We start from the raw sequence: 20,930 nt of genomic DNA on the forward strand, positions 1-20,930 counted from the left end.
GCGACTCTGTCGACCGACGGGAAGCACGCCCAACCCGTCCCGTCTCGTCGACATGCCTGTCTCGTCGACATGCCCTACCCCGCCCCACGCCTCCGCAAGGGCCTGATCGGGACGCGAAGCGGCGATCTCAGCCGTCCGCAAGTCAGGGCACGCGGAGTTCGCCGAGAGGCTGGAGATCGACCTGGCGCGACAGCGCGCCCCCGGCGCCCCCAGCGCCCGCCGGCCGGCGGGGCCGGCGGGGCCGCGGCTGCCGTGGGTCAGGCGGTGACGTAGGTGTCGGCGACGGTGAGGGCCTCGTCGAGGATGGCCAGGCCTTCTCGGAGCTCCTCGGCCGTGATCGTGCACGGCGGGACGACGTGGACCCGGTTGAAATGCGTAAAGGGCCAGAGGCCGCGTTCCTTGCAGGCCGCCGCAATAGCGCCCATGGGGGCAGCGTCGGGGCCGGCGGCGTTGAACGGGACCAGCGGCTCGCGAGTCTCCCGGTCACGGACCAGCTCGATGGCCCAGAAGACGCCTAGGCCGCGGACCTCGCCGATGCTTGGGTGGTTCGCGGCGAGCTTCTCGAGCTCCGGGCCGATGATGTCCGTTCCGAGCGTCCGGGCGTGTTCGACGATGCCTTCCTCCTCGAAGGCCCGGATCGAGCCGACGGCGGCGGCGCAGGCCAGCGGGTGGCCGGAGTAGGTGAGGCCGCCGGGGTAGGACCGGGTCGCGAACGCGTCGGCGACCCGTGGGCCCATGATCACACCGCCCAGCGGGATGTAGCCCGAGTTGACGCCCTTGGCGAAGCAGATCAGGTCGGGGACGACGCCCCAGCGATCGACGGCGAACCATTCGCCGCAGCGGCCGAAGCCGGACATGACCTCGTCGACGACCAGCAGGATGCCGTGCCGGTCGCACAGCTCACGCACGCCGGCGAGGTAGCCGTCCGGCGGGACGAGGATGCCGTTCGTGCCGACGACCGTTTCCAGCAGCACCGCGGCGACCGTCGACGGGCCTTCCATCGCGATCACATCGGCGAGGTGCGCGAGGGCGCGTTCGCCTTCCTGCCCGGCGCTCGCGGCGTAGAACGGCGACCGGTACGGGTAGGGGCCGAAGAAGTGGACGACGCCGGGGATGCCGGGCTCGCTGGCCCAGCGGCGCGGCTCGCCGGTCAGGACGATCGAGCCGCCGGTGGCGCCGTGGTAGGAGCGGTAGGCCGTGAGGATCTTGTGCCGGCCGGTGACGAGGCGGGCCATGCGGACGGCGTTCTCGGTCGCCTCGGCGCCGCCGTTGGTGAAGAAGACCTTGTCGAGGTCGCCGGGGGCGTGCGAGGCGATTAGCCGGGCCGCCTCGGAACGGGCCTCGTTCGCGTGGAACGGGGCGATGGTGGTCAGCTTCTGGGCCTGCTCGACGATGGCCGCGATGACCTTGGAGTGCTGGTGGCCGATGTTGGCGTTGACCAGCTGGGAGGAGAAGTCCAGATAGCGCTTGCCGGACTCGTCCCAGAAGCAGCTGCCCTCGGCCCGGTTGACCACCAGTGGGGTTAGGGCCGCCTGCGCCGACCACGAATGAAAGACGTGCTTGCGGTCGTCCTCGTACGTCTTGCTGTTCGTCCCCATGGAACCCGCTGCCTCCTCGCCGCCAGGGCTTGCCACTCGCTACCGCGCTGCCTCAGTGCCTCGTCGCCTCGTCGCCTCAACGCCTCGCTGCCGCGCCGCCGTCCCCACCCGGCTCTACCCCTCAGGAAACCCCGAGGCCGTGCCTGGACGCGAGCAGACGCCGGGCCGGCTCGCCCGCGGCGCGGGGGGTGCGCGCCGCGGGGCGAGCCGGTTGATCGGTATCGGCCTGACCCGCCGGCCCCAGCTCTGGCCATGCCGATGTCCCGAACAGGACGTACTGATGTCCCGGAAAGGAATCGAAACGGCCCCGGCCGGCCGGCGACCGGCGGGGTCGGGCCTGTCTATGTGTGTCGGGTCAGGTGGGTGTCGGGTCAGTCACCCGATCTCAGACGCCGCCCGCCTCCAGGGTGACGGTCTCCGGCTTGAAGCCGCTGCCGGTGACGTCGACGCCCTGGCCCTTCAGATCCGCCAGCGCCTTGGTGACGTAGTCGTTCGTGTAGGCGAGGCCTTCGGGGTCGCCCTTCAGGACGGTGTCGCCGTCGGCGTTCTTGGTGCCCTTGGCGATGGTGACGGTCTGGTCCCACTTCGTCTTGTCGATCAGGCCGATACCGTCCGGTGATGGCCAGATCAGCTTGTTGATCTCATTCACCTGCCAGAACTGGTGGCTCTTGCCGAGCTTCGAGCCGGCGGCGACGACCAGGTCGCGGCAGTCCGTCGGGTTGTCGCGGCAGTAGATCCAGCCCTTGATCGACGCGGTGACGAACTTCGTCGCCGTGTCCTGGTAGGCCTTGTCGCCCTGCAGCTTGTCGGTGTTCGCCCAGATGGCGTCCTGCAGCATCGCGGTGCCGACGTCATTCCAGTTCATGGTGTTGAAGTCGCTCGGCTGGTAGAGCTTGCCGGTCGCCGGGTTCGTCGCCTCGAGCACCTGGGCGTACTCGTTGTAGCTCATCGCCTGGGCAGCGTCGATGTCGCCGGACAGCAGGCCCTTCATGTCGAACTGCTGCTGAACCAGCGTGATGTCCTTGGACGGGTCGACCCCGGCCTTGGTCATCGCGGCGAACAGCTCGTACTCGTTACCGAAGCCCCAGTCGCCGACCTTCTTGCCCTTCAGGTCGGCCGGGGTGGTGATGTTCTTGTCCTTGAAGCTGACCTGCAGCGTGCCGGACCGCTGGAAGATCTGCGCGATGTCGGTGATCGCCGCGCCCTGCTCACGCGACGCCAGCGCCTTCGGCACCCAGGCGATCGCGAAGTCGGCCTTGCCCTGCGCGAGCACCGTCTGCGGGACGATGTCGGTGCCGCCCTCAAGGATCGAGACGTCAAGGCCCACGTCCTTGTAGTAGCCCTTCTCCTTCGCCGCGATGTAGCCGGCGAACTGCGCCTGGGTGAACCACTGCAGCTGCAGCTTCACCGGCGTGAGCCCAGCGGCCGAGCTCGCGCCGCCGCCGGGCGTCGTCGTCTCGTCGTCGCTGGAGCTACACGCCGCGAGCGCCAGCGTCACGGCAAGTGCCGCCGCCAGCCCTCCGGCCAACCGTCGTTTCATGTCCCCTCCACCTGCTCGGGCCGTCGCGGAACCGGGAACGACGCCCAGGCCCCTCTCGTCTGGTCGTCCGGACTCCGGAGTCCGTCGTATTCGTCAGCGGGCCGCACCGCCCGCGTCTCGCCTCGGATCCACCGGGCCACGCCGCCCGCCGACGAACCGGATGTCCACGGGCCACGCCGCCCGCCTGGCGGCCCGGTTCGCCGCTCACCTGCCGCCTACGTATTGGTTGACCTACCTACTGGCCGGCCCACGTATTGATTGACCTATGTACTGGCTGGTCTACGCTCTGGCTGGTCTACGTCCTGGCTGTCGACCCCGACCCCGACCCGCGCCGCCACGGGGTGGCGAGCCATTCGAGCAGGCCGGCGATGAGGTAGACGGCGATCCCGAGCACGCACGCGGCGAGGACGAACGCCCATGCCCTCGGGTACGCCGTGTTCGCCGCGGCCGAGGTGATCCGCGAGCCGAGCCCGTTCTGCCGCCCGCCGAAGTACTCGGCGACGACGGCCGCGATCACCGCCAGCGACGACGCCACCCGGAATCCGGTGAACAGGTACGGGATCGCGCCCGGCAGCTGCACCGTGCAGGCGAACCGCCACCGCCCGACGGCGAGCGAGCGCATCAGCTCCCGCTGCACGTCGGGCACCTGCCGCAGCCCGCGCACCGTGTTCACGTAGACCGGGAAGAACACCACGATCGCGACGACAAGTCGCCGCGGCACCGACGACGTCGTCGAGAACATCGAGTTGAACAGCGGGGCGAGCGCGATGATCGGGATCGCGTTCATCGCCGCCGCGATCGGCGCGAGCAGCCCGTCGACGATCTTCGAGCTGGCGGCGACGAGCGCGGCGAGCAGCCCGGTCACCAGGCCGACGACGAGCCCGACCAGGGCATTCGAACCGGTCGCCTTGGACGTGTCGACGATGACGCGGAAGCTGTGCCGGAACTGCGTCCAGATCTCCGACGGCGCGGGCAGCAGGTACGGCTTGATGTCGTAGGCCTGGACGTAGGCCTCCCACAGCGCGACGACGACGATCCCGAAGACGACCGGCGGGAGGACGACGGCCAGCCGCGCTCGCGCGCGGGCACCCCTGACACCTCCAGCACCGCTGACACCTCCAGCACCGCTGGCACCTCCAGCACCGCTGACACCGCCAGCACGCCTGGCACCTCCAGCGCCGCTGGCATCCGCGGCGTCGCTCGCATCCGCGACGCTTCTGGCATCCGCGGCCAACCGCGGGCCTGGGCCCGTCATGAGCCGCCTCCGGCGCGCAGCGCCTCGCGCACGGCGGTGACGGCCTGGAAGAACGCCGCCTGTTCGCGGACGTCCTCGGCCTCCGCGACGGCGTCCTCGACCGCCGGCGCGCCCCCGCTCTCCCCCGGCGCGGGGCCCCTGCCCGGCACGTCGATGTCGATGACCTGGGTGATCCGGCCCGGCCGGGGCGACATGACGGCGACCCGGTCGGAGAGGAACACCGCCTCGGGGATCGAGTGGGTGACCAGGATGACGGTCGTCGACGTCTCCAGCCGGATCCGGGCGAGCTCCGCCTGCATCCGCTCCCGGGTCATCTCGTCGAGAGCGCCGAACGGCTCGTCGAGCAGCAGCAGCGGCGGGCGCTCGGCGAGCGCCCGGGCGATCGCGACCCGCTGCTGCATGCCGCCGGAGAGCTGCGCCGGCCAGTGGCCGGCGAAGTCGGCGAGGCCGACGAGCTCGAGCAGCTCGCGGGCCCGCTCGCGGCGTTCCTTCTTCTTGACGCCGTGGACCTGCAGCGGCAGCTCGACGTTGCCGGCGACGGTGCGCCATTCGAGCAGCCCGGCCTGCTGGAACGCGATGCCGTAACGCTGGGACTGGCGGGCCGCCCGCGCCGGCTCGCCGAAGACGCGCACCTCGCCACCGGTCGGTTCGACGAGGTCGCCGACGAGGCGCAGCAGCGTCGACTTGCCGCAGCCGGACGGGCCGATCAGCGAGACGAACTCGCCCGGCGCGACGGTCAGGTCGATGCCGGTGAGCGCGACGGTCGCCCCGCCGCCGGAGGTGGAAAACACCTTGTCGACGCCGATGACCTCGACGGCCTGCGTCGGCCCGGCAGCGGCCGGCACGGCGGCGGGGACGGCGGCGGCAGTGGGGACAGCGGTGCCGGGCACGACGGGGTCCGGCGCGACGGGGTCCGGCACGGCGGCCGTCGGCTCGTCGTGGGGGGACGGCGCCGCGGGCGCGTCCGACGCGGCGCCGGCGGCCGGGGACTGAGGCGGCGTCGAGGTCATGTGCGCACCTTCTGGGTCTTCGAGGTCGAGATGCCCCGGCCCGCGCCTGGCCGCGCGGGATGAGCCCTGCGCGTGCCCAGCGCGAGCTCGGTGAGCGAGATCAGCCCGGCGACGAGCAGGCCGGTGACGGCGGCGCCGAGCACCGCGTCGTAGAGCTTCGTCGCGTCGCTGGTGGCGGACTGCGAGTAGGCGATGATCAGGCGGCCGACGCCGCCGCTGGTGCCGGTGGAGATCTCCGCGACGATCGCGCCGATCACGGCCGAGGCGGCGGCCAGCCGCAGCGCTGGCAGCAGGAACGGGACGGAGGCGGGCAGCCGCAGCCGCAGCAGCGTCTGCCACCAGGAGGCGGCGTAGCTGCGCATCAGCTCGACGGCGTTCGCGCCCGGCGACTGCAGGCCGCGCAGCATGCCGATCGCGACCGGGAAGAACGCGAGATAGGCCGCGATCAGCGAGACCGTCATCCAGTCCGCCCACTCGAGCGTGCCGACCTTCAACTTGCCGGCCCAGCCGGCGACAAGCGGCGCCAGGGCGATCAGCGGCACCGTCTGGCTGGCGATGATGTACGGCAACAGCCCGCGCTCGACGAGCTTGAGGCGCGCCATCAGGACAGCTAGCAGCACCCCGACGACGACGCCGACGACGAGGCCCACGAGCGCCACGCGCAGGGTGAACCAGATCCCCTTGAGCACGGCGACGCCGACCGTCTGGCTGTCGGCGGTGTTGACCTCCTTGTGCCCGAGCTGCGCGAGCACCGACCAGATGTGCGGCATCGACGTGTCGTCGTTGCGGGGCAGCACCGGCACCCCGAACAGGCGGCCGCCGTGCGGCGAGCCGACCAGCTTGTAGAGCTCCCACACCGCGCAGACGAGCACCACGGCGGCGACGGCCAGCCCCACGCGCCGCAGCCGCTCCCCCCGGCCGCCGGCGGCCGCGGGCCCCGGCGCGGGGGCGGCACCCGCGTCGCCGCCGCCGGCCGGGGCGGGCCGTTCGGACGCCGGCTGGTCGACGGTGGTCACGGTCACGGCGCCTCGCCCGGCGCGCCCACGGCCGGCGCGCTCTCGGCCGATTCCTTGGCGCGGACCGTCTGGGCGATCGCCGGGATCACCTGCTCGCCGTAGGCCTCCAGCGTCGTCATCTTGGCGTCGTGTTGCAGGTAGATCGCGAACTGGTCGACGCCGAGCGCCGCGAGCTCGGTCAGCCGGCGCACGTGCGCCTCGGCCGGGCCGAGCAGGCAGAACCGGTCGACGATCTCGTCCGGGACGAACGTGGTGTGGGTGTTCCCCGCCCGGCCATGCTCGTTGTAGTCGTAGTCGGTGCGGCCCTTGATGTAGTCGGTCAGCGCCGCGGGGACCGCGGAACCGCCGTCGGGAGACCCGGCCCCGTAGCGAGCGACCAGGTCCGCGACGTGGTTGCCGACCATGCCGCCGAACCAGCGGCACTGGTCGCGCTGGTGGGCCATCGACGCGTCGTCGCCCGGGCCGACGTAGGCGGGGGCGGCGACGCAGATCTTCACCGACGCCGGGTCGCGGCCCGCGGCGGCCGCCGCGGTGCGCACGGCGTCGATCGTCCAGGCGGTGATGTCCGGGTCGGCGAGCTGCAGGATGAAGCCGTCGCCGACCTCACCCGCGAGCGCCAGCGCCTTCGGTCCGTAGCCGGCGACCCAGATGTCGAGCCGGCTCTCGGTGCCCCAGGGGAAGCGCAGCCTGGTGCCGTTCACCTCGGCCTCGCGGCCGTTCGCGAGCTCGCGGACGACGCCGATGCAGTCGCGCAGGGTCGCGAGCGTGGTCGGCTTGCCGTTCAGGACGCGGACGGCGGAGTCACCGCGGCCAATGCCGCAGATCGTCCGGTTGCCGTACATCTCGTTCAGGGTCGCGAACAGCGAGGCTGTGACCGTCCAGTCCCTGGTCGCCGGGTTCGTGACCATCGGGCCGACAACCACCTTGCGGGTGGCGGCCAGGATCTGGCTGTAGATGACGAACGGCTCCTCCCAGAGCAGGTGGGAGTCGAACGTCCACACATGTGAGAAGCCGAGCGTCTCCGCCTGGCGGGCCAGCTCCACCACCCGGGAGGCCGGCGGGTTCGTCTGCAGCACAACGCCGATTTCCATGATTCCTTACTCCCCTCCCGTGGTACATGCTGTTGCGCTGTCCGTAGTACGTGCCGTTGCGCTGTTGCTTGCGTTTCCAGCGTTCGTGGTGACGGCCTGGCCTAACCGTCCGGCCCTGTCCGTGGTCTGCCTGCCGGCCCAGGGGCAGGCGCCACGTTCTTGCGCTGTTGCTTACGTTTCAGGCGTTCGTGGTGCGGCCTGGTTCGTCGGGCCCGGCCTGGCTGGGCGTCTGCCTGGCGGCCAGGGCGGGCGCCCCCAGGTTCGGGGTGGGCGCTCCTGGGGGCGGGCTCCTGGCCGGGCTGTGCACGACGGCCCGGCCAGGGCGATCGACCTACTCTCGCGTCATCTTGTGCGCGGGAAGCCGAGGTCCACCGAGCTGGTCGCCGGGTCCGGCCAGCGGGTCGTGACGACCTTGGTCTTCGTGTAGAAGCGGATCCCGTCCGGGCCGTACATGTGCAGGTCGCCGAACAGCGACGCCTTCCAGCCACCGAAGCTGTAGTAGGCGACCGGCACCGGGATCGGCACGTTGACGCCGACCATGCCGGCCTGGACGTCGAACGTGAACCGGCGGGCGGCGCCGCCATCCCGGGTGAAGATCGCCACGCCGTTGCCGTACGGGTTGTCCTCGACGAGCTTCACCGCCTCGGTGTAGGTCTCGCAGCGGACGACCGCGAGCACCGGGCCGAAGATCTCGTCGGTGTAGACCTTGCTGGTCGGCGACACGTTGTCGACCAGGCTCGGGGCCAGGAAGAAGCCCGGGCCGGAGTAGACCGGGTCCTCGCGGCCGTCGACGACCAGGGTGGCGCCGTCGGACTTGGCCGTGTCCAGGTAGCCGGCGATCTTGTCGCGGGCCTCCCGGGTGATGACCGGGCCCATCTCGCTGTCCGGGTCGGCGCCCGGGCCGACCTTGATCTTGCGAACCCGCTCGGCGATCGCCTCGACCAGCGGGTCGGCCGCGTCGCCGACCGCGGCGACGACGGCGACCGCCATGCAGCGCTCGCCGGCCGAGCCATAGCCCGCGGAGACCGCCGCGTCCGCCGCCGCGGCGATGTCCGCGTCCGGCAGCACGATCATGTGGTTCTTCGCGCCGCCGAGCGCCTGCACCCGCTTGCCGGCCGCGGTGCCGGTCTCGTAGACGTAGCGCGCGATCGGCGTCGAGCCGACGAAGCTCAGGGCCTCGACGTCCGGGTGGGTGAGCAGCGTGTCGACGGCGAGCTTGTCGCCCTGCAGCACGGTGAACACGCCCTCGGGCACGCCCGCCTGCGCCAGCAGGTCGGCCAGCAGCAGCGACGCCGAGGGGTCGCGCTCGCTGGGCTTGAGGATGAACGCGTTGCCGCAGACCAGGGCGTTGGACAGCATCCACAGCGGGACCATCGCCGGGAAGTTGAACGGCGTGATGCCCGCGACGACACCCAGCGGCTGGCGGATCTCGTGGACGTCGACGCCGGTCGACACCTGCTCGGAGAAGCCGCCGCGCAGCAGGCTCGGCGCTCCGCAGGCGAACTCGACGTTCTCCAGGCCGCGGGCGAGCTCGCCGAGGGCGTCGTCGACGGTCTTGCCGTGCTCCGCGGTGATGAGCTTCGCGAGCTCCGTCCGGTTCGTGTACAGCAGCTCGCGGAAGCGGAACATCACCTCCGCGCGCCGGCCAAGACCGGTCCGCCGCCAGGCGGGGAACGCCGCCCTGGCGCTCGCGACCGCCGCGTTGATCTCGTCCAGGCTGGCCAGGGCCACCTGCGCGGCCTGCTCGCCGGTCGCCGGGTTCCACACCGGCCCGAACCGGCCCGAGGTGCCCGCCACCGCCTTGCCATCGATCCAGTGCCCGATTTCCCGCATCGCGTCCCTCTCCGGTCCATCCGTCCGCCGCGCCCGTCCTGTCGGCGGTCATCCCACCGTACGAACTGAGCGCTTACTCAGCACTCTTCGTACCCGCTTCGGGGCCGGCGTGCAGTGGTTATGTCGCGCGCCACCCGGCGACGGGATGAGTCAACGCAGGTACTGGGTCAGGCCGCGGCGCAGGTACTGGCCGTGGCCGGCGCGGCCGTGGAAGGCACCGCCGGCGACGACCGCGGTCCCCCGGGAGAACACCGTGTCGACCTTGCCGGCGATCTCGAAACCCTCCCAGGCCGAATGGTCCAGGTTCATGTGGTGGGTGGCCGCGCTGATCGTGGTCGTCGCGTTCGGGTCGTAGATGACGATGTCCGCGTCCGACCCCGGGGCGATCACGCCCTTCTTCGGGTAGAGGCCGAACATCCGGGCCGGCGTCGTCGAGCAGGTCTCCACCCAGCGCTCCAGCGACAGCCTGCCGGTGGCGACGCCCTGGTAGACGAGGTCCATCCGGTGCTCCACGGTGCCGATCCCGTTCGGGATCTTCGTGAAGTCGCCGCGGCCGAGCTCCTTCTGGTCCTTGAAGCAGAAGGGGCAGTGGTCGGTGGAGACGACCGCGAGGTCGTCGGTCCGCAGCCCGCGCCACAGGTCGTCGCGGTGCGGCTCGTCCCGCGGGCGCAGCGGCGGGGAGGCGACCCACTTGGCTCCCTCGAAGCCGGGAGCGCCGAGCTGGTCCTCCAGGGTCAGGTAGAGGTACTGCGGGCAGGTCTCCGCGAACACGTTGCGCCCTGCGCCGCGGGCCGCCGACACGTGCGCCAGCGCCTCGGACGCCGACATGTGCACGAAGTAGAGCGGGGTGTTGCCGGCCACCTGCGCGAGCACGGTCGCCCGGTGGGTGGCCTCGCCCTCCAGCGCGGACGGCCGGGTGATGCCGTGGAACACCGGGTCCGTGTCGCCACGGGCGACCGCCTGGGCGGCGAGCACGTCGATCGCGATGCCGTTCTCGGCGTGCATCATGATCAGCGCGCCGTTGTCGGACGCCTTCTGCATGGCCCGCAGGATCTGGCCGTCGTCGCTGTAGAAGACACCGGGATAGGCCATGAACAGCTTGAAGCTGGTGATCCCCTCGTGCTCGACGAGGTAGTCCATCGCCTTGAGCGCCTCGTCGTCGACCCCACCCATGATCATGTGGAAGCCGTAGTCAATCGCGCAGTTGCCGTCCGCCAGCGCGTGCCAGGCGGCGAGCCCGTCCTGCACGACCTCCCCGGTGCGCTGCACGGCGAAGTCGATGATCGTGGTCGTGCCGCCCCAGGCGGCGGCCCTCGTCCCCGACTCGAAGTCGTCCGAGGCGAACGTGCCGCCGAACGGCAGCTTCATGTGGGTGTGGACGTCCACTCCGCCCGGGACGACGTACTTCCCGGTGGCGTCGACGACCTTGTCGGCGACGACTCCTCCGGTGGACGCGACGCCGGGCGCGTACAGCGCGGCGATCGTCTCCCCGTCGACCAGGACGTCCGTGGGTACCGCGCCGAGCGGGCCGACAACGGTCCCGCCGGTGATCAGCGTCTTCATCGAGGCTCCTTGTTTCTGGTTCGCTCCGTCCGGGCGGCGCGCTCCGGCCCCTTGCTCGCCTGGCGGCTCGCAAGGGACCTCCGCGCGCCGTCCTCCTCCGCTCACGGGCGCTCCGGCGACCTCCGCTGCGGCCCAACCCCGTCGCTTCGCTCGGGGCCGGGCCTCCGCGGAGGCGCGCCTCCGCGCCCAGCACGGTCACCTGCCGCTGTAACGGCGCTAAACCGGGTCCGGGCCGGCTTGGCTCGGCTCACATGCGCCTCCCTGTCGGTGGGCCTCCGCGGAGGCGCGCCTCCGCGCCCAGCACGGTCGCCCACCGCTGGAGCGTCACCAAGCCGGGGTCCGGGCTGGCTTGGTGACATCGCTTCGCTCGGGGACGGGGAACGGGAACCGCCCTCTAGGGCGCGGTGAGGTCGCCGTACTGGTCCGGGCGGCGGTCGCGGTAGAACGCCCACCGGTTGCGCACCTCGGTCAGCAGGTCCAGGTCGAGGTCGCGGACCATCAGCTCCGGCTCGTTCGGGTCGCCCGTCCCGTCGACGAACTTGCCCTCCGGGTCGACGAAGTAGGACGTGCCGTAGAAGTCGTCGTCACCGAGGTCCTCGACGCCGACCCGATTGATCGCGCCGATGAAGTACTCGTTGGCGACGGCGGCGGCCGGCTGCTCCAGCTTCCACAGGTAGTTCGACAGGCCGCGCGAGGTCGCCGACGGGTTGAACACCAGCTCGGCGCCGTTCAGCCCGAGCGCCCGCCAGCCCTCCGGGAAGTGCCGGTCGTAGCAGATGTAGACGCCGACCCGGCCGACCGCGGTGTCGAACACCGGGTAGCCCAGGTTCCCCGGCCGGAAGTAGAACTTCTCCCAGAAGCCCTTCACGTGCGGGATGTGCGTCTTGCGGTACTTGCCGAGGTACTTCCCGTCGGCGTCGAGGACCGCGGCGGTGTTGTAGAGGACGCCGGGCTGCTCCTGCTCGTAGACCGGCAGCACCAGCACCATGCCGAGCTCGGCGGCCAGTGCCTGGAAGCGCTCGACGGTCGGGCCGGGCACCGACTCCGCGTACGCGTAGTACTCCGGGTCCTGCACCTGGCAGAAGTACGGGCCGTAGAACAGCTCCTGGAAGCACATGACCTTGGCGCCCTGCTCGGCCGCCGACCGGGCGTACTCCTCGTGCGCCTTGATCATGGATTCCTTGTCGCCCGTCCATTTCGCCTGGACGAGCGCCGCGCGGATAACCCTGCCCATCGCCTTCGCTCTCCCTCCCGCACCGCGCCGCGCCGCCCGTCGGGCGGACGGTCGTCCCGGCGCCGCCGCGGCGGGCGGCGCGGCCCTCGTCCGACAGGACCACCGAACCCGCCGCCGCGCCAGTCCACCGGCCGGCGGGCGTTTGTGGTGCTCGCAGACTACTGTCACACTCTTGCCCGGACAATTCTCAGTTTGTTTCTTCTTGTTACAGGCTCTGTTACGAGCAGGGGTCTACTACCAGCAGGGGGCGGCGGCATGATCGACGTGATCACCTCGGCGATCGACGACCGCTCCGCACGCGGCATCGCGGGCACCGTCAGTCGCCTGGTCATGTCGGGTGCTCTGCCCGCCGGCACCCGGCTGCCCACCGTCCGCGAGCTCGCCACCGAGCTCGGCATCAGCCCCACCACGGTGAGCCAGGCCTGGCGCACCCTGGCCCGCGCCGGCGTGATCTCGCCACGCGGCCGCGCCGGGACGTTCGTGCTGGCCGGTCCCCCCGCGAGCGCGGACCCGCGCCGCTACCGCCGGATCACGCGCAGCCCCGGCCGGCTCCCGCACGACTACTCCACTGGTACCCCGGACGTCGCACTGCTGCCCGATCTCGCGCCGGTGCTCGCCAGGGTGGCCCGCGGCGGCAACCTGACCGCCAGCTACCTGGACGACCCGGTGCTGCCCGCGCTGGAGAAGGCGCTGCGCGTCCGCTGGCCGTTCCCGCCCGCCGCGCTGACCGTCGTCGACGGGGCGCTCGACGCTCTGGACAGGGTGACCGGCGTCCTGGTCGGCTTCGGCAGCCGGGTACTGGTCGAGAACCCGTGTTTCCCCCCGCTGCTGGACCTGTTCGAGGCCGTCGGTGCCGAGGTGGTCGCGCTGCCGCTCGACGACGAGGGCATCCGGCCGGACGCGCTGCGCGCGGCACTGTCCGCCGTCACCCCGGCCGGCGCCGAGCCGGTGGCGCTCTACCTGCAGCCGCGCGCGCACAACCCGGCCGGCGTGAGCATGACGCCCCGGCGCGCCAAGGCGCTGGCGGCACTGCTCGCGGGGCGCGGGGTGACGGTCATCGAGGACGACCACGTCGGCGACGTGGCCGCCGCGGCGCCGCTCAGCCTCGGGACGTACCTGCCCGAGGCGACCGTGCACATCCGCAGCTTCTCCAAGAGCCACGGCCCCGACCTGCGGCTGGCGGCCGTCGGCGGGGTCGAGTCGGTGGTGAACGGGCTGGTCAGCCGCCGGATGCTCGGGCCCGGCTGGTCGAGCCGCCTACTGCAGGCCGTGCTCGCCGAGCTCCTCGACGACGACGACACCGAGCGGACGCTCGCCCGAGCCCGCGAGGTCTACGCGGGCAGGCGCGAGCGGATGACGGCCGCGCTGGCGGCCCGTGGCGTGCGCGCCCAGGCGGGCGACGGCATCAACCTGTGGATGGAGGTCGCCGACGAGCAGGTCGCGCTCGTGTCACTGGCCGCCCGCGGCATCGGCGCCGCTCCCGGCACCCCCTTCGAAGCCGCTCCCCTTGGCACGGCCCACCTGCGCGTCACCGTCGGCCTCATCCCCGACGACGACATCGACGCCGTGGCCGCTCTCCTGGCCGAGGCCGCCCACGGCTGACGCCGCGGCCGCCCACCATCATGCTCGCGTCATGCTACTGAGGAGCCTGATGCGCCCACGAGTAGCATGATGGAATCCTGATACCCCGGGCGAAGATCCTGACGAGGTACACCGATGGATCGCGAGACTGTCAGCCACGTGCTCGCCGAGCTTGTCCGGCTCGGCCGCGACAACCATCGCGTCGAGGTGAAGAAGGCCCGTGGCGGCATGCCGCGGACGCTCCACGAGACGATCAGCGCCTTCGCCAACGCCGATGGCGGCATGATCATTCTTGGTGTAGACGAGAAGGCCTCGTTCGACGTGGTGGGCCTCCTCTTCCCCGACGAGACGAGAGACCAGTTCGTCGCGCTGTGCCGGTCCATGGAACCTTCCATTGCCGCGACCGTCGACATCGTCGACATGGACGGACGGAAGGTACTGGCTGCCCACATCCCGGCGATTCCTCGGGAGCAACGGCCCTGTCACCTGGCCAGGACCGCGCCGTGGGACAGCTCCTTCATTCGGATGTCCGACGGCGACCGCAGACTATCCGCCTACGAGGTCCAGCTCCTGCTGGAGAACAGGAAGCCGACGAGGCATGACGCGGCCGCGGTACCGGAGGCGTCCGAGACCGATCTCGACCAGCGGCGCCTGGGCGCCTTCCTGACTCGGGTCCGCGAACAGCGGGCCGTGTTCACGGGTCGCTCTGACGACGAGATCCTGCGTCTGCTCAACGTGCTGCGCGACACCGCCGACGGCACACGACCGACGCTGGCCGGCCTGCTGGCGTTCGGCAGCTACCCACAGCAGCACCTCCCTCAGCTAAACGTGACGATCACGGTCTTCCCGACGACCGAGCCGACGGTACCCGGCCCGCGTGGCGAACGTTTTCTGGACAACCGCTCGTTCGACGGCTCAGTCCCGGTCATGGTGCAGGATTCCATTACGTTGCTGAAACGTCACATGAAGCAACGCAGCACGATCGCCGGAATTTTCCGGATAAACGAGTGGGAGTACCCCGAGGAAGTCCTCCGCGAGGTTCTCGTCAACGCTCTCGTCCACCGGGACTACTCGCCGTCATCGCAGGGTGCGCAGGTGCAGATCGAGCTGTACCCCGATCGGCTGCTGGTCCGCAATCCCGGCGGGCTGTTTGGCCCGCTGAACGTCGCCGAGCTCGGTCTCGGCACCATACCGGCCTCGTCCCGCAACGCGGTGCTACTCAAGATCCTGGAAGACACACCACTCGCGCCAGGGCACACCGTGTGCGAGAACCGCGGTACCGGAATCGCCCAGGTGCGCGCTGCACTGACCAACGCGGGCATGGAACCCCCCCGTTTCGAGGACAACGTCGCGACTTTCGCGGTGACGATCCCGAACCACGCTCTCCTGGACGAGTCCACCGCGGCCTGGCTGTCCACGCTCAATGTGAGCGGCCTTGCCAGGGGGCAGCTCACCGCGCTGGCACTTGCCCGGCGCGGGACGAGGCTGACCAATGTCAGCTACCGCCAAGCCACCGGGATCGCCGACAGCCGGACCGCGACCGCGCACCTGCGCGAACTGCGTGATCGCGACCTGCTGGTCCAGGAAGGCGACCGCGGGCAGGCCACGTACCGGCTCGCCTCAGCGTCGGTTCAGCGCACGCAGGTCAGGCCGCAGCCGTCAACGCACCAGGAGACCGTTCTCGCCAGCCTGACGGCCCAACCCGTCAGTCGACACGAGATCGTCTCCCGAACGGGCCTGACCGACGTCCAGGTTCGCAACGCGCTTGGCCGCCTTCGAAGAGCTGGGCTCGCCCAACTCGTGGGTCCGAGCCGGTCCAAGAACGCCCTTTGGCGACGGCACGATCAGCCAACACAGGACAAGCGGCCGGTATAGCTGCCGGACGCGATGAAGGATGGGGCCATGAGCGAGTCGACGACACCGACGGACAGCCCGAACAAGTGGGTTGCCGACCATACCCGCACCTATGTGGAGAGCGGCGGCGAGGAGGGGCACCTCTGGTACGGCCCGGACGGCTCCCTGGCCGAGGGCGTGCCTACGCTGCTGCTGACGACGATCGGCCGGCGGTCCGGCCAGCCCCGGCGCACCGCGCTGATCTACAGCCAGGACGGCGACGACTACCTGGTCGTCGCGTCGAAGGGCGGCGCGCAGGCACACCCGCTCTGGTACCGCAATCTGGTCGACAACCCCGAGGTCGAGCTGCAGGTGAAGGCGGACGCGTTCAAGGCGACCGCCCGCACCGCGACCCCGCAGGAGAAGGCCCGCCTCTGGCCGAAGATGGTCGAGGTCTGGCCGCCCTACACCGACTACCAGAAGCGCACCGACCGGGACATCCCCGTCGTCGTCCTCACCTCCGTCTCCTGAGCCGCGCCGGCTGAGTCACCTTTCCCGAGCCGCGCTTCCTGACGCGCGCGCCGGCCCGCGGGTACCGACCGGCGCGCGCTCGGGCTCAGCCCTTGATGAAGGCGACCAGGTCCCTGGAGAACTCGGCGCTGTGGTCGCCGTACAGGCCGTGCGGCGCGCCCGGGTAGACCTTGAGCGTCGCGTCCTTGACGAGCTTTGCGGTCCTGTACGCCGAGGCGACGATCGGGACGATCTGGTCGTCGTCTCCGTGCGCGACCAGGGTCGGGATGTCGAACTTCGCCAGGTCGTCGGTGAAGTCGGTCTCGGAGAACTGCTTGATGCAGTCGTAGGCGGGCTTGAGGCCCGCCTGCATGCTCAGCAGCCAGAACTCGTCGATCACGCCCTGGGAGACCCGCGCGCCGGGCCGGTTGAAGCCGTAGAACGGCGTGGCGAGGTCCTTGTAGAACTGCGACCGGTCGGCGAGCACGCCGGCTCGGATGCCGTCGAACGCGTCGATCGGCAGGCCTTCCGGGTTGGCCTCGGTCTTCAGCATCAACGGCGGGACCGCGCCGAGCAGCACCGCCTTCGCCACCCGGAAGGTCCCGTGCCGGCCGATGTAGCGGGCGACCTCGCCGCCGCCGGTGGAGTGGCCGACGTGGACGGCGTCGTGCAGGTCCAGCGCCGTCACCAGCTGGGCCAGGTCGTCGGCATAGGTGTCCATGTCGTTGCCGGTCCAGGTCTGGGTGGACCGGCCATGCCCGCGCCGGTCGTGCGCGATCGCGCGGAACCCGGCATCGGCGACGGCCTTCAGCTGGGAGTCCCAGGCATCCGCGTTCAGCGGCCAGCCGTGGCTGAAGACCACCGGCTGCCCCGAGCCCCAGTCCTTGTAGAAGATCTCGGCACCGTCGCGGGTCGTGATGAAGGGCATGATCTTCCTCCTGGAAGCTGGCGTGGATCAGCGGCCTGCCGGCGTGCGCAGGCGCCTCGGGCCCTGCTCAGCGCCGCCGCGGGCGCCCCGCCGACGTCTTCGACGCTAGATCAGCGACTGCCGGCCGTCATCCGTCACGTGACTGCCATCCACCACCGCCCGTCAGGACGGCCGCCCGCCGGCACATTCCGCCCGCCGGCCCGTTCCGGCCGCCGGCCGGTCAGACCGGTGGGCCGAGCGGTTCCGGCTGGGCGCGCGGGAGGCTGACCTGGAAACGGGTGTCGCCGGGCTCGGAGCTGACGACGCGCAGGTCGCCGTGGTGCTTGTTGACGACGATCCGCCAGGAGATGTCCAGCCCGAGGCCGGTACCCTCGCCGACGGGTTTGGTGGTGAAGAAGGGCTCGAAGATGCGGCCGACGATGTCCGCCGGGATGCCCGGGCCGGTGTCGCCGATCTCGACGGTGACCGACTCGCCGTCACCCCAGGTACGCAGCGTCAGCGTGCCGATGCCGCCCATCGCCGAGACGGCGTTGTCGATCAGGTTCGTCCAGACCTGGTTCAGCTCGGCGGCGTAGACCGCGATCGGCGCCAGCGTCCGGTCGAAATCCTTCACGACCTCGATGCCGTCCCCGATCTTGCGCCCGAGCATGACGAGCGTGCTCTTGAGCAGGTCGTGGATGTCGACGGTCTGGAACGGGGCCCGGTCGAGCTGGGAGTACTGCTTGGCCGCGCCCACGAGCGTGGACACCCGGGTCGTCGAGTCCTCGATCTCGTTCATGAGCAGCTCGGTCTCGACGGTGTAGCCGAGCCAGCGGACCGCGCTGGCCAGGTGCTCGCCGCCCACCAGCTCGGCGACCTGGTCGAGCCAGCCGATGTCGATGCCCGCCTGCACGAACACCGGCGCGACGTCCCAGCCGGAGTCGACGCCGTGCTCGTCGAACCAGTCGCCCAGCTCGTCCTCGCGGTCGCTGGCCTCCAGCGGCGACAGCGTCGGCGCTTTGGCAACCCGTTCCGCCGCCTCCTCCTGCAGCCGGATGAGCGTGCTCAGCACCGCCTTGTCATACAGGCCGTCGGCGATGAGGCTGAGCTTGTGCCGCATGCCGGCGACCCGCTCGCGCAGGCCCGCCGTCGCCCGCACGGCCGCCGCGGCGGGGTTGTTGAGCTCGTGCGTCAGGCCCGCCGACAGCGCGCCGAGGGCGAGCAGCCGTTCGCGCTGCCCGACGGTCTCCTGGAGGTTGCGCAGCCCGAAGAACAGGCCCTCCAGCAGGTGCACCGCCATCGGGAACCAGTCGCGCATGAGGAACGCGAACTGGTCGGCGTCGAGCACGAAGAACCGGGACGGCCGTAGCGCCCGCAGCGACTGCGGGTAGGTCTGCGGGACCCGGTCGCCCAGGTAGGCGTTCCAGGCGCCGCCGTAGACGCCCCGGTGGTCGGTCCGGCTGATCTCGACGTCCACGCCCTGGACCCGCTTGATGACGGCGACCTCGCCCTCGAGCAGGACGACGAACAGCTCCGCCGGCTCGCCTTCGACGATCACCATTCCCGACTCGGCCTCGATGACTCGGCCCCGCTCGCACAGCCAGGCGAGCTGGGCGTCGGTCAGCTTCTCGAACAGGAACAGCGACCGCAGCTCGTCAACGCTGCACGGCAGCCCGCCTGCCGGTGGCGTGCCCTGGGGCGCCTCGCCCGCGCTCATGCGAGGTACCTGTGGACGAGCGCGATGGCCATCGCGCCCTCGCCCACCGCCGAGGCGACTCGTTTCACTGACTCCGACCGTGCGTCTCCGGCCACGAACACCCCCGGCAGGCTGGTTTCCAGGTGATACGGGTCCCGGTCGAGCGTCCAGCCGCGCGGGCGGCGCCCGTCGACGACGAGATCCGGACCGGTGAGGACGAAGCCGTGCGCGTCGCGCTCGACGGTGCCGTCGAGCCAGTCGGTGCGCGGCTCGGCACCGATGAAGACGAACAGCCGGCTGGCGGGGACCGTCTCGGTCGCGCCCGTCGCGCTGTCGCGAAGCGTGAGGGTGCCCAGATGCTCGTCGCCCTCACCCGCGACCACGTCCGTACAGTTCCGCACGGTGATGTTCGCGATCCCGGCGATCTGCTCGATCAGGTAGTGCGACATCGAGGCCTGCAGCGACCGGCCGCGCACCAGCATCGTCACCGACCGGGCATGCCGGGCGAGGTAGACCGCCGCCTGCCCGGCTGAGTTGGCCCCGCCGACGACGTAGATGTCCTCGCCGGCGCAGCCGGCGGCCTCCGTGAGCGCGGAGCCGTAGAACACCCCGCGGCCGGTCAGCCGCTCGAGCCCGGACGCCGGCAGCTGGCGGTAGGCGACGCCGGTGGCCAGGACGATGGTGTGCGCGCTGAGCTCCCCGCCGTCGGCGAAGCGGACCATGCGGGTGTTGCCCGCCGTCCGCAGCTCGACGACCTCCCGGGCAGTGATCACCTCCGCCTCGAACTTGACGGCCTGGCGCCGCGCCCGGTCGGTGAGCTGCGCGCCGGACACGCCGTCGGGGAAGCCCAGGTAGTTCTCGATCCGCGAGCTCTGCCCGGCCTGGCCGCCGGTGGCCGTGCGTTCGATGAGCACGGTCTTGAGGCCCTCGGACGCCGCGTACACCGCCGAGCCGAGCCCGGCCGGCCCCCCACCGATGATGATGACGTCGTAGAAGTCCTCGCACGGGGTGGTGCTCAGCCCGACCTCGGCGGCGATCTGAGCGTCCGTCGGGTTGACGAGCGCGGTCCCGCCCGGCGTCACGACCACCGGTAGCGCGACGGTGTGCCCATTCGCCGCCGCGCCGTTCGGGCTCCCGATCACGGGGACGTCGGTGTCCGCGATGGCGTAGGTGTCGACGGGGACTGGGGCCGGGGCCGGGGCGTCCGCGGTCGCGGCGGCGAGCAGCCGGCGTCCCTCCGGCTCGTCCGCGAGATACCACCGGTAGGGCACCTGGTTACGGGCGAGGAACTCGCGGACCTCGTAGGACCGGGAGGACCACCGGTCGCCGACGACCCGGGTCTCCAGCACCGGCCGCCGGTCCGAACAGTTCCAGGAGTCCAGCAGCGCGTCGATGACCGGGTAGAGCTTCTCCTCCGGCGGGTTCCAGGGCTTGAGCAGGTAGTAGTCGAGATCGACGACGTTGATGGCCTCGATGGCGGCGTTGGTGTCCGCGTACGCGGTCAGCAGCACCCGCTTGGCTTCCGGGTAGAGGTCCATCGCCTGCTCGAGGAACTGGATGCCGTCGAGCTGGGGCATCCGGTAGTCGGCGACCAGCACGGCGACGTGGTCGCCGCGCAGTTTCATCTCCCGCAGGGTGTCGAGCGCCTGCGGGCCGGACTCCGCCCGCACGATCCGGCACTGCTCGCCGTAACGGCGGCGCAGGTCACGGGCGACCGCGCGGGAGACGCTCGGGTCGTCGTCGACGGTCAGGATCGCCGGCCGGCCCACGGCGGCCGGTGCCGGCTGGGTGGCGCCGGCCGTGGCCGGCCGCCCGGCGGCGACGGAGGTGGTCTCGGTCACGATCGGCGCCCCTGGCGAAGCCGGCCGAGGCTGGTGGCCGTGGCCGAACGCGCCCGGCCGCGGACCGCGTGGCCGGCGGCGGCGTCACTGAGCACAGAACCGGAAGACACAGAACCGGAAGACATGTATGGAGATCCTGGGGGGCCTGGAAGGTCGGGACTGCCTGGCACTCGCGGGATGCTGGTCACGGTCGACTCCCTGCTCGGGCCGGCCGCCGGGGGCAGAGGCTCCGGGGGACGCCCCAACCCACTGCTCCCGGACCGGCGGAAAACAACCCGGCGCCTCAAGCATAGGTATCCAGCGGCCGGGCGACCTGGCCGTGCGCATCTCCCGGCCGGCCGGCCAGGTCCGGGCTCGCCGCGCGTCCGGCCGGATCGCTCCCCGCGTCCGCGGCGTGTCGCGGCGTCTGCGCGGCCCGATAT

15 protein-coding genes are annotated in these 20,930 nt (G+C 71.2%); 3 read left to right on the forward strand and 12 right to left on the reverse strand.

Going from position 1 to position 20,930, the window contains the following annotated elements; all coding sequences use genetic code 11:
• Nucleotides 1-257: 257 nt before the first annotated feature.
• The 9 genes from BCD48_RS16520 to BCD48_RS16560 form a co-directional block, all read right to left on the reverse strand.
• Nucleotides 258-1,598, reverse strand: a complete 1,341-nt coding sequence (locus tag BCD48_RS16520; protein WP_071049291.1) for an aspartate aminotransferase family protein — start codon at nucleotides 1,596-1,598, stop codon at nucleotides 258-260.
• Nucleotides 1,599-1,983: 385 nt separating this feature from the next.
• A complete protein-coding gene (locus BCD48_RS16525; protein WP_071049292.1) occupies nucleotides 1,984-3,138 on the reverse strand; it encodes an ABC transporter substrate-binding protein in 1,155 nt (384 codons plus the stop codon).
• A gap of 295 nt (nucleotides 3,139-3,433) precedes the next feature.
• Nucleotides 3,434-4,393, reverse strand: a complete 960-nt coding sequence (locus tag BCD48_RS16530; RefSeq protein WP_241841776.1) for an ABC transporter permease — start codon at nucleotides 4,391-4,393, stop codon at nucleotides 3,434-3,436.
• Complete coding sequence (locus BCD48_RS16535; protein ID WP_083418742.1) at nucleotides 4,390-5,403, reverse strand: ABC transporter ATP-binding protein; 1,014 nt, start codon at nucleotides 5,401-5,403, stop codon at nucleotides 4,390-4,392. Before BCD48_RS16535 ends, BCD48_RS16530 begins: the two co-directional genes overlap by 4 nt.
• Nucleotides 5,400-6,425, reverse strand: coding sequence for an ABC transporter permease (locus BCD48_RS16540; protein ID WP_071049293.1), 1,026 nt, complete (start codon nucleotides 6,423-6,425; stop codon nucleotides 5,400-5,402). Before BCD48_RS16540 ends, BCD48_RS16535 begins: the two co-directional genes overlap by 4 nt.
• Nucleotides 6,422-7,510: a TIGR03842 family LLM class F420-dependent oxidoreductase gene (locus BCD48_RS16545; RefSeq protein ID WP_071049294.1), complete on the reverse strand. Its 1,089-nt coding sequence runs from the start codon at nucleotides 7,508-7,510 to the stop codon at nucleotides 6,422-6,424. Before BCD48_RS16545 ends, BCD48_RS16540 begins: the two co-directional genes overlap by 4 nt.
• A gap of 342 nt (nucleotides 7,511-7,852) precedes the next feature.
• Nucleotides 7,853-9,343 (reverse strand): CoA-acylating methylmalonate-semialdehyde dehydrogenase, encoded by a 1,491-nt coding sequence (locus BCD48_RS16550; RefSeq protein ID WP_071049295.1) that lies wholly within the window; start codon nucleotides 9,341-9,343, stop codon nucleotides 7,853-7,855.
• Nucleotides 9,344-9,493: 150 nt separating this feature from the next.
• The gene (gene hydA / locus BCD48_RS16555) at nucleotides 9,494-10,906 is read right to left on the reverse strand and encodes a dihydropyrimidinase (protein ID WP_071049296.1); all 1,413 of its coding nucleotides are present in this window, start codon (nucleotides 10,904-10,906) and stop codon (nucleotides 9,494-9,496) included.
• Nucleotides 10,907-11,300: 394 nt separating this feature from the next.
• Nucleotides 11,301-12,140: a nitrilase-related carbon-nitrogen hydrolase gene (locus BCD48_RS16560; RefSeq protein ID WP_071049297.1), complete on the reverse strand. Its 840-nt coding sequence runs from the start codon at nucleotides 12,138-12,140 to the stop codon at nucleotides 11,301-11,303.
• A 255-nt stretch (nucleotides 12,141-12,395) separates the two neighbouring features.
• Between BCD48_RS16560 and BCD48_RS16565 the strand changes: the two genes are divergently transcribed.
• The 3 genes from BCD48_RS16565 to BCD48_RS16575 all read left to right on the forward strand — a co-directional run bounded on the left by BCD48_RS16565 (nucleotide 12,396) and on the right by BCD48_RS16575 (nucleotide 16,085).
• A complete protein-coding gene (locus tag BCD48_RS16565; protein ID WP_071049298.1) occupies nucleotides 12,396-13,742 on the forward strand; it encodes an aminotransferase-like domain-containing protein in 1,347 nt (448 codons plus the stop codon).
• Between the two features lie 114 nt (nucleotides 13,743-13,856).
• Nucleotides 13,857-15,596, forward strand: coding sequence for an ATP-binding protein (locus BCD48_RS16570; protein WP_071049299.1), 1,740 nt, complete (start codon nucleotides 13,857-13,859; stop codon nucleotides 15,594-15,596).
• Nucleotides 15,597-15,623: 27 nt separating this feature from the next.
• Nucleotides 15,624-16,085 carry a nitroreductase family deazaflavin-dependent oxidoreductase gene (locus BCD48_RS16575; protein ID WP_071049300.1) on the forward strand — a complete coding sequence of 154 codons (462 nt, stop codon included), beginning with the start codon at nucleotides 15,624-15,626 and terminating at the stop codon, nucleotides 16,083-16,085.
• An 85-nt stretch (nucleotides 16,086-16,170) separates the two neighbouring features.
• Here BCD48_RS16575 and BCD48_RS16580 read toward each other — a convergent pair whose 3' ends face one another.
• The 3 genes from BCD48_RS16580 to BCD48_RS16590 all read right to left on the reverse strand — a co-directional run bounded on the left by BCD48_RS16580 (nucleotide 16,171) and on the right by BCD48_RS16590 (nucleotide 20,436).
• Nucleotides 16,171-16,992 carry an alpha/beta fold hydrolase gene (locus BCD48_RS16580; RefSeq protein ID WP_071049301.1) on the reverse strand — a complete coding sequence of 274 codons (822 nt, stop codon included), beginning with the start codon at nucleotides 16,990-16,992 and terminating at the stop codon, nucleotides 16,171-16,173.
• A gap of 220 nt (nucleotides 16,993-17,212) precedes the next feature.
• Entirely contained in the window at nucleotides 17,213-18,688 is a 1,476-nt protein-coding gene (locus tag BCD48_RS16585; RefSeq protein WP_071049302.1) for an ATP-binding protein, read from the reverse strand.
• Nucleotides 18,685-20,436 carry an NAD(P)/FAD-dependent oxidoreductase gene (locus BCD48_RS16590; RefSeq protein WP_116271543.1) on the reverse strand — a complete coding sequence of 584 codons (1,752 nt, stop codon included), beginning with the start codon at nucleotides 20,434-20,436 and terminating at the stop codon, nucleotides 18,685-18,687. The genes BCD48_RS16585 and BCD48_RS16590 overlap by 4 nt, the downstream gene beginning before the upstream one ends.
• Nucleotides 20,437-20,930: the final 494 nt, after the last annotated feature.

This window comes from Pseudofrankia coriaricola (assembly GCF_001854805.1).
Classification (GTDB): domain Bacteria; phylum Actinomycetota; class Actinomycetes; order Frankiales; family Frankiaceae; genus Pseudofrankia.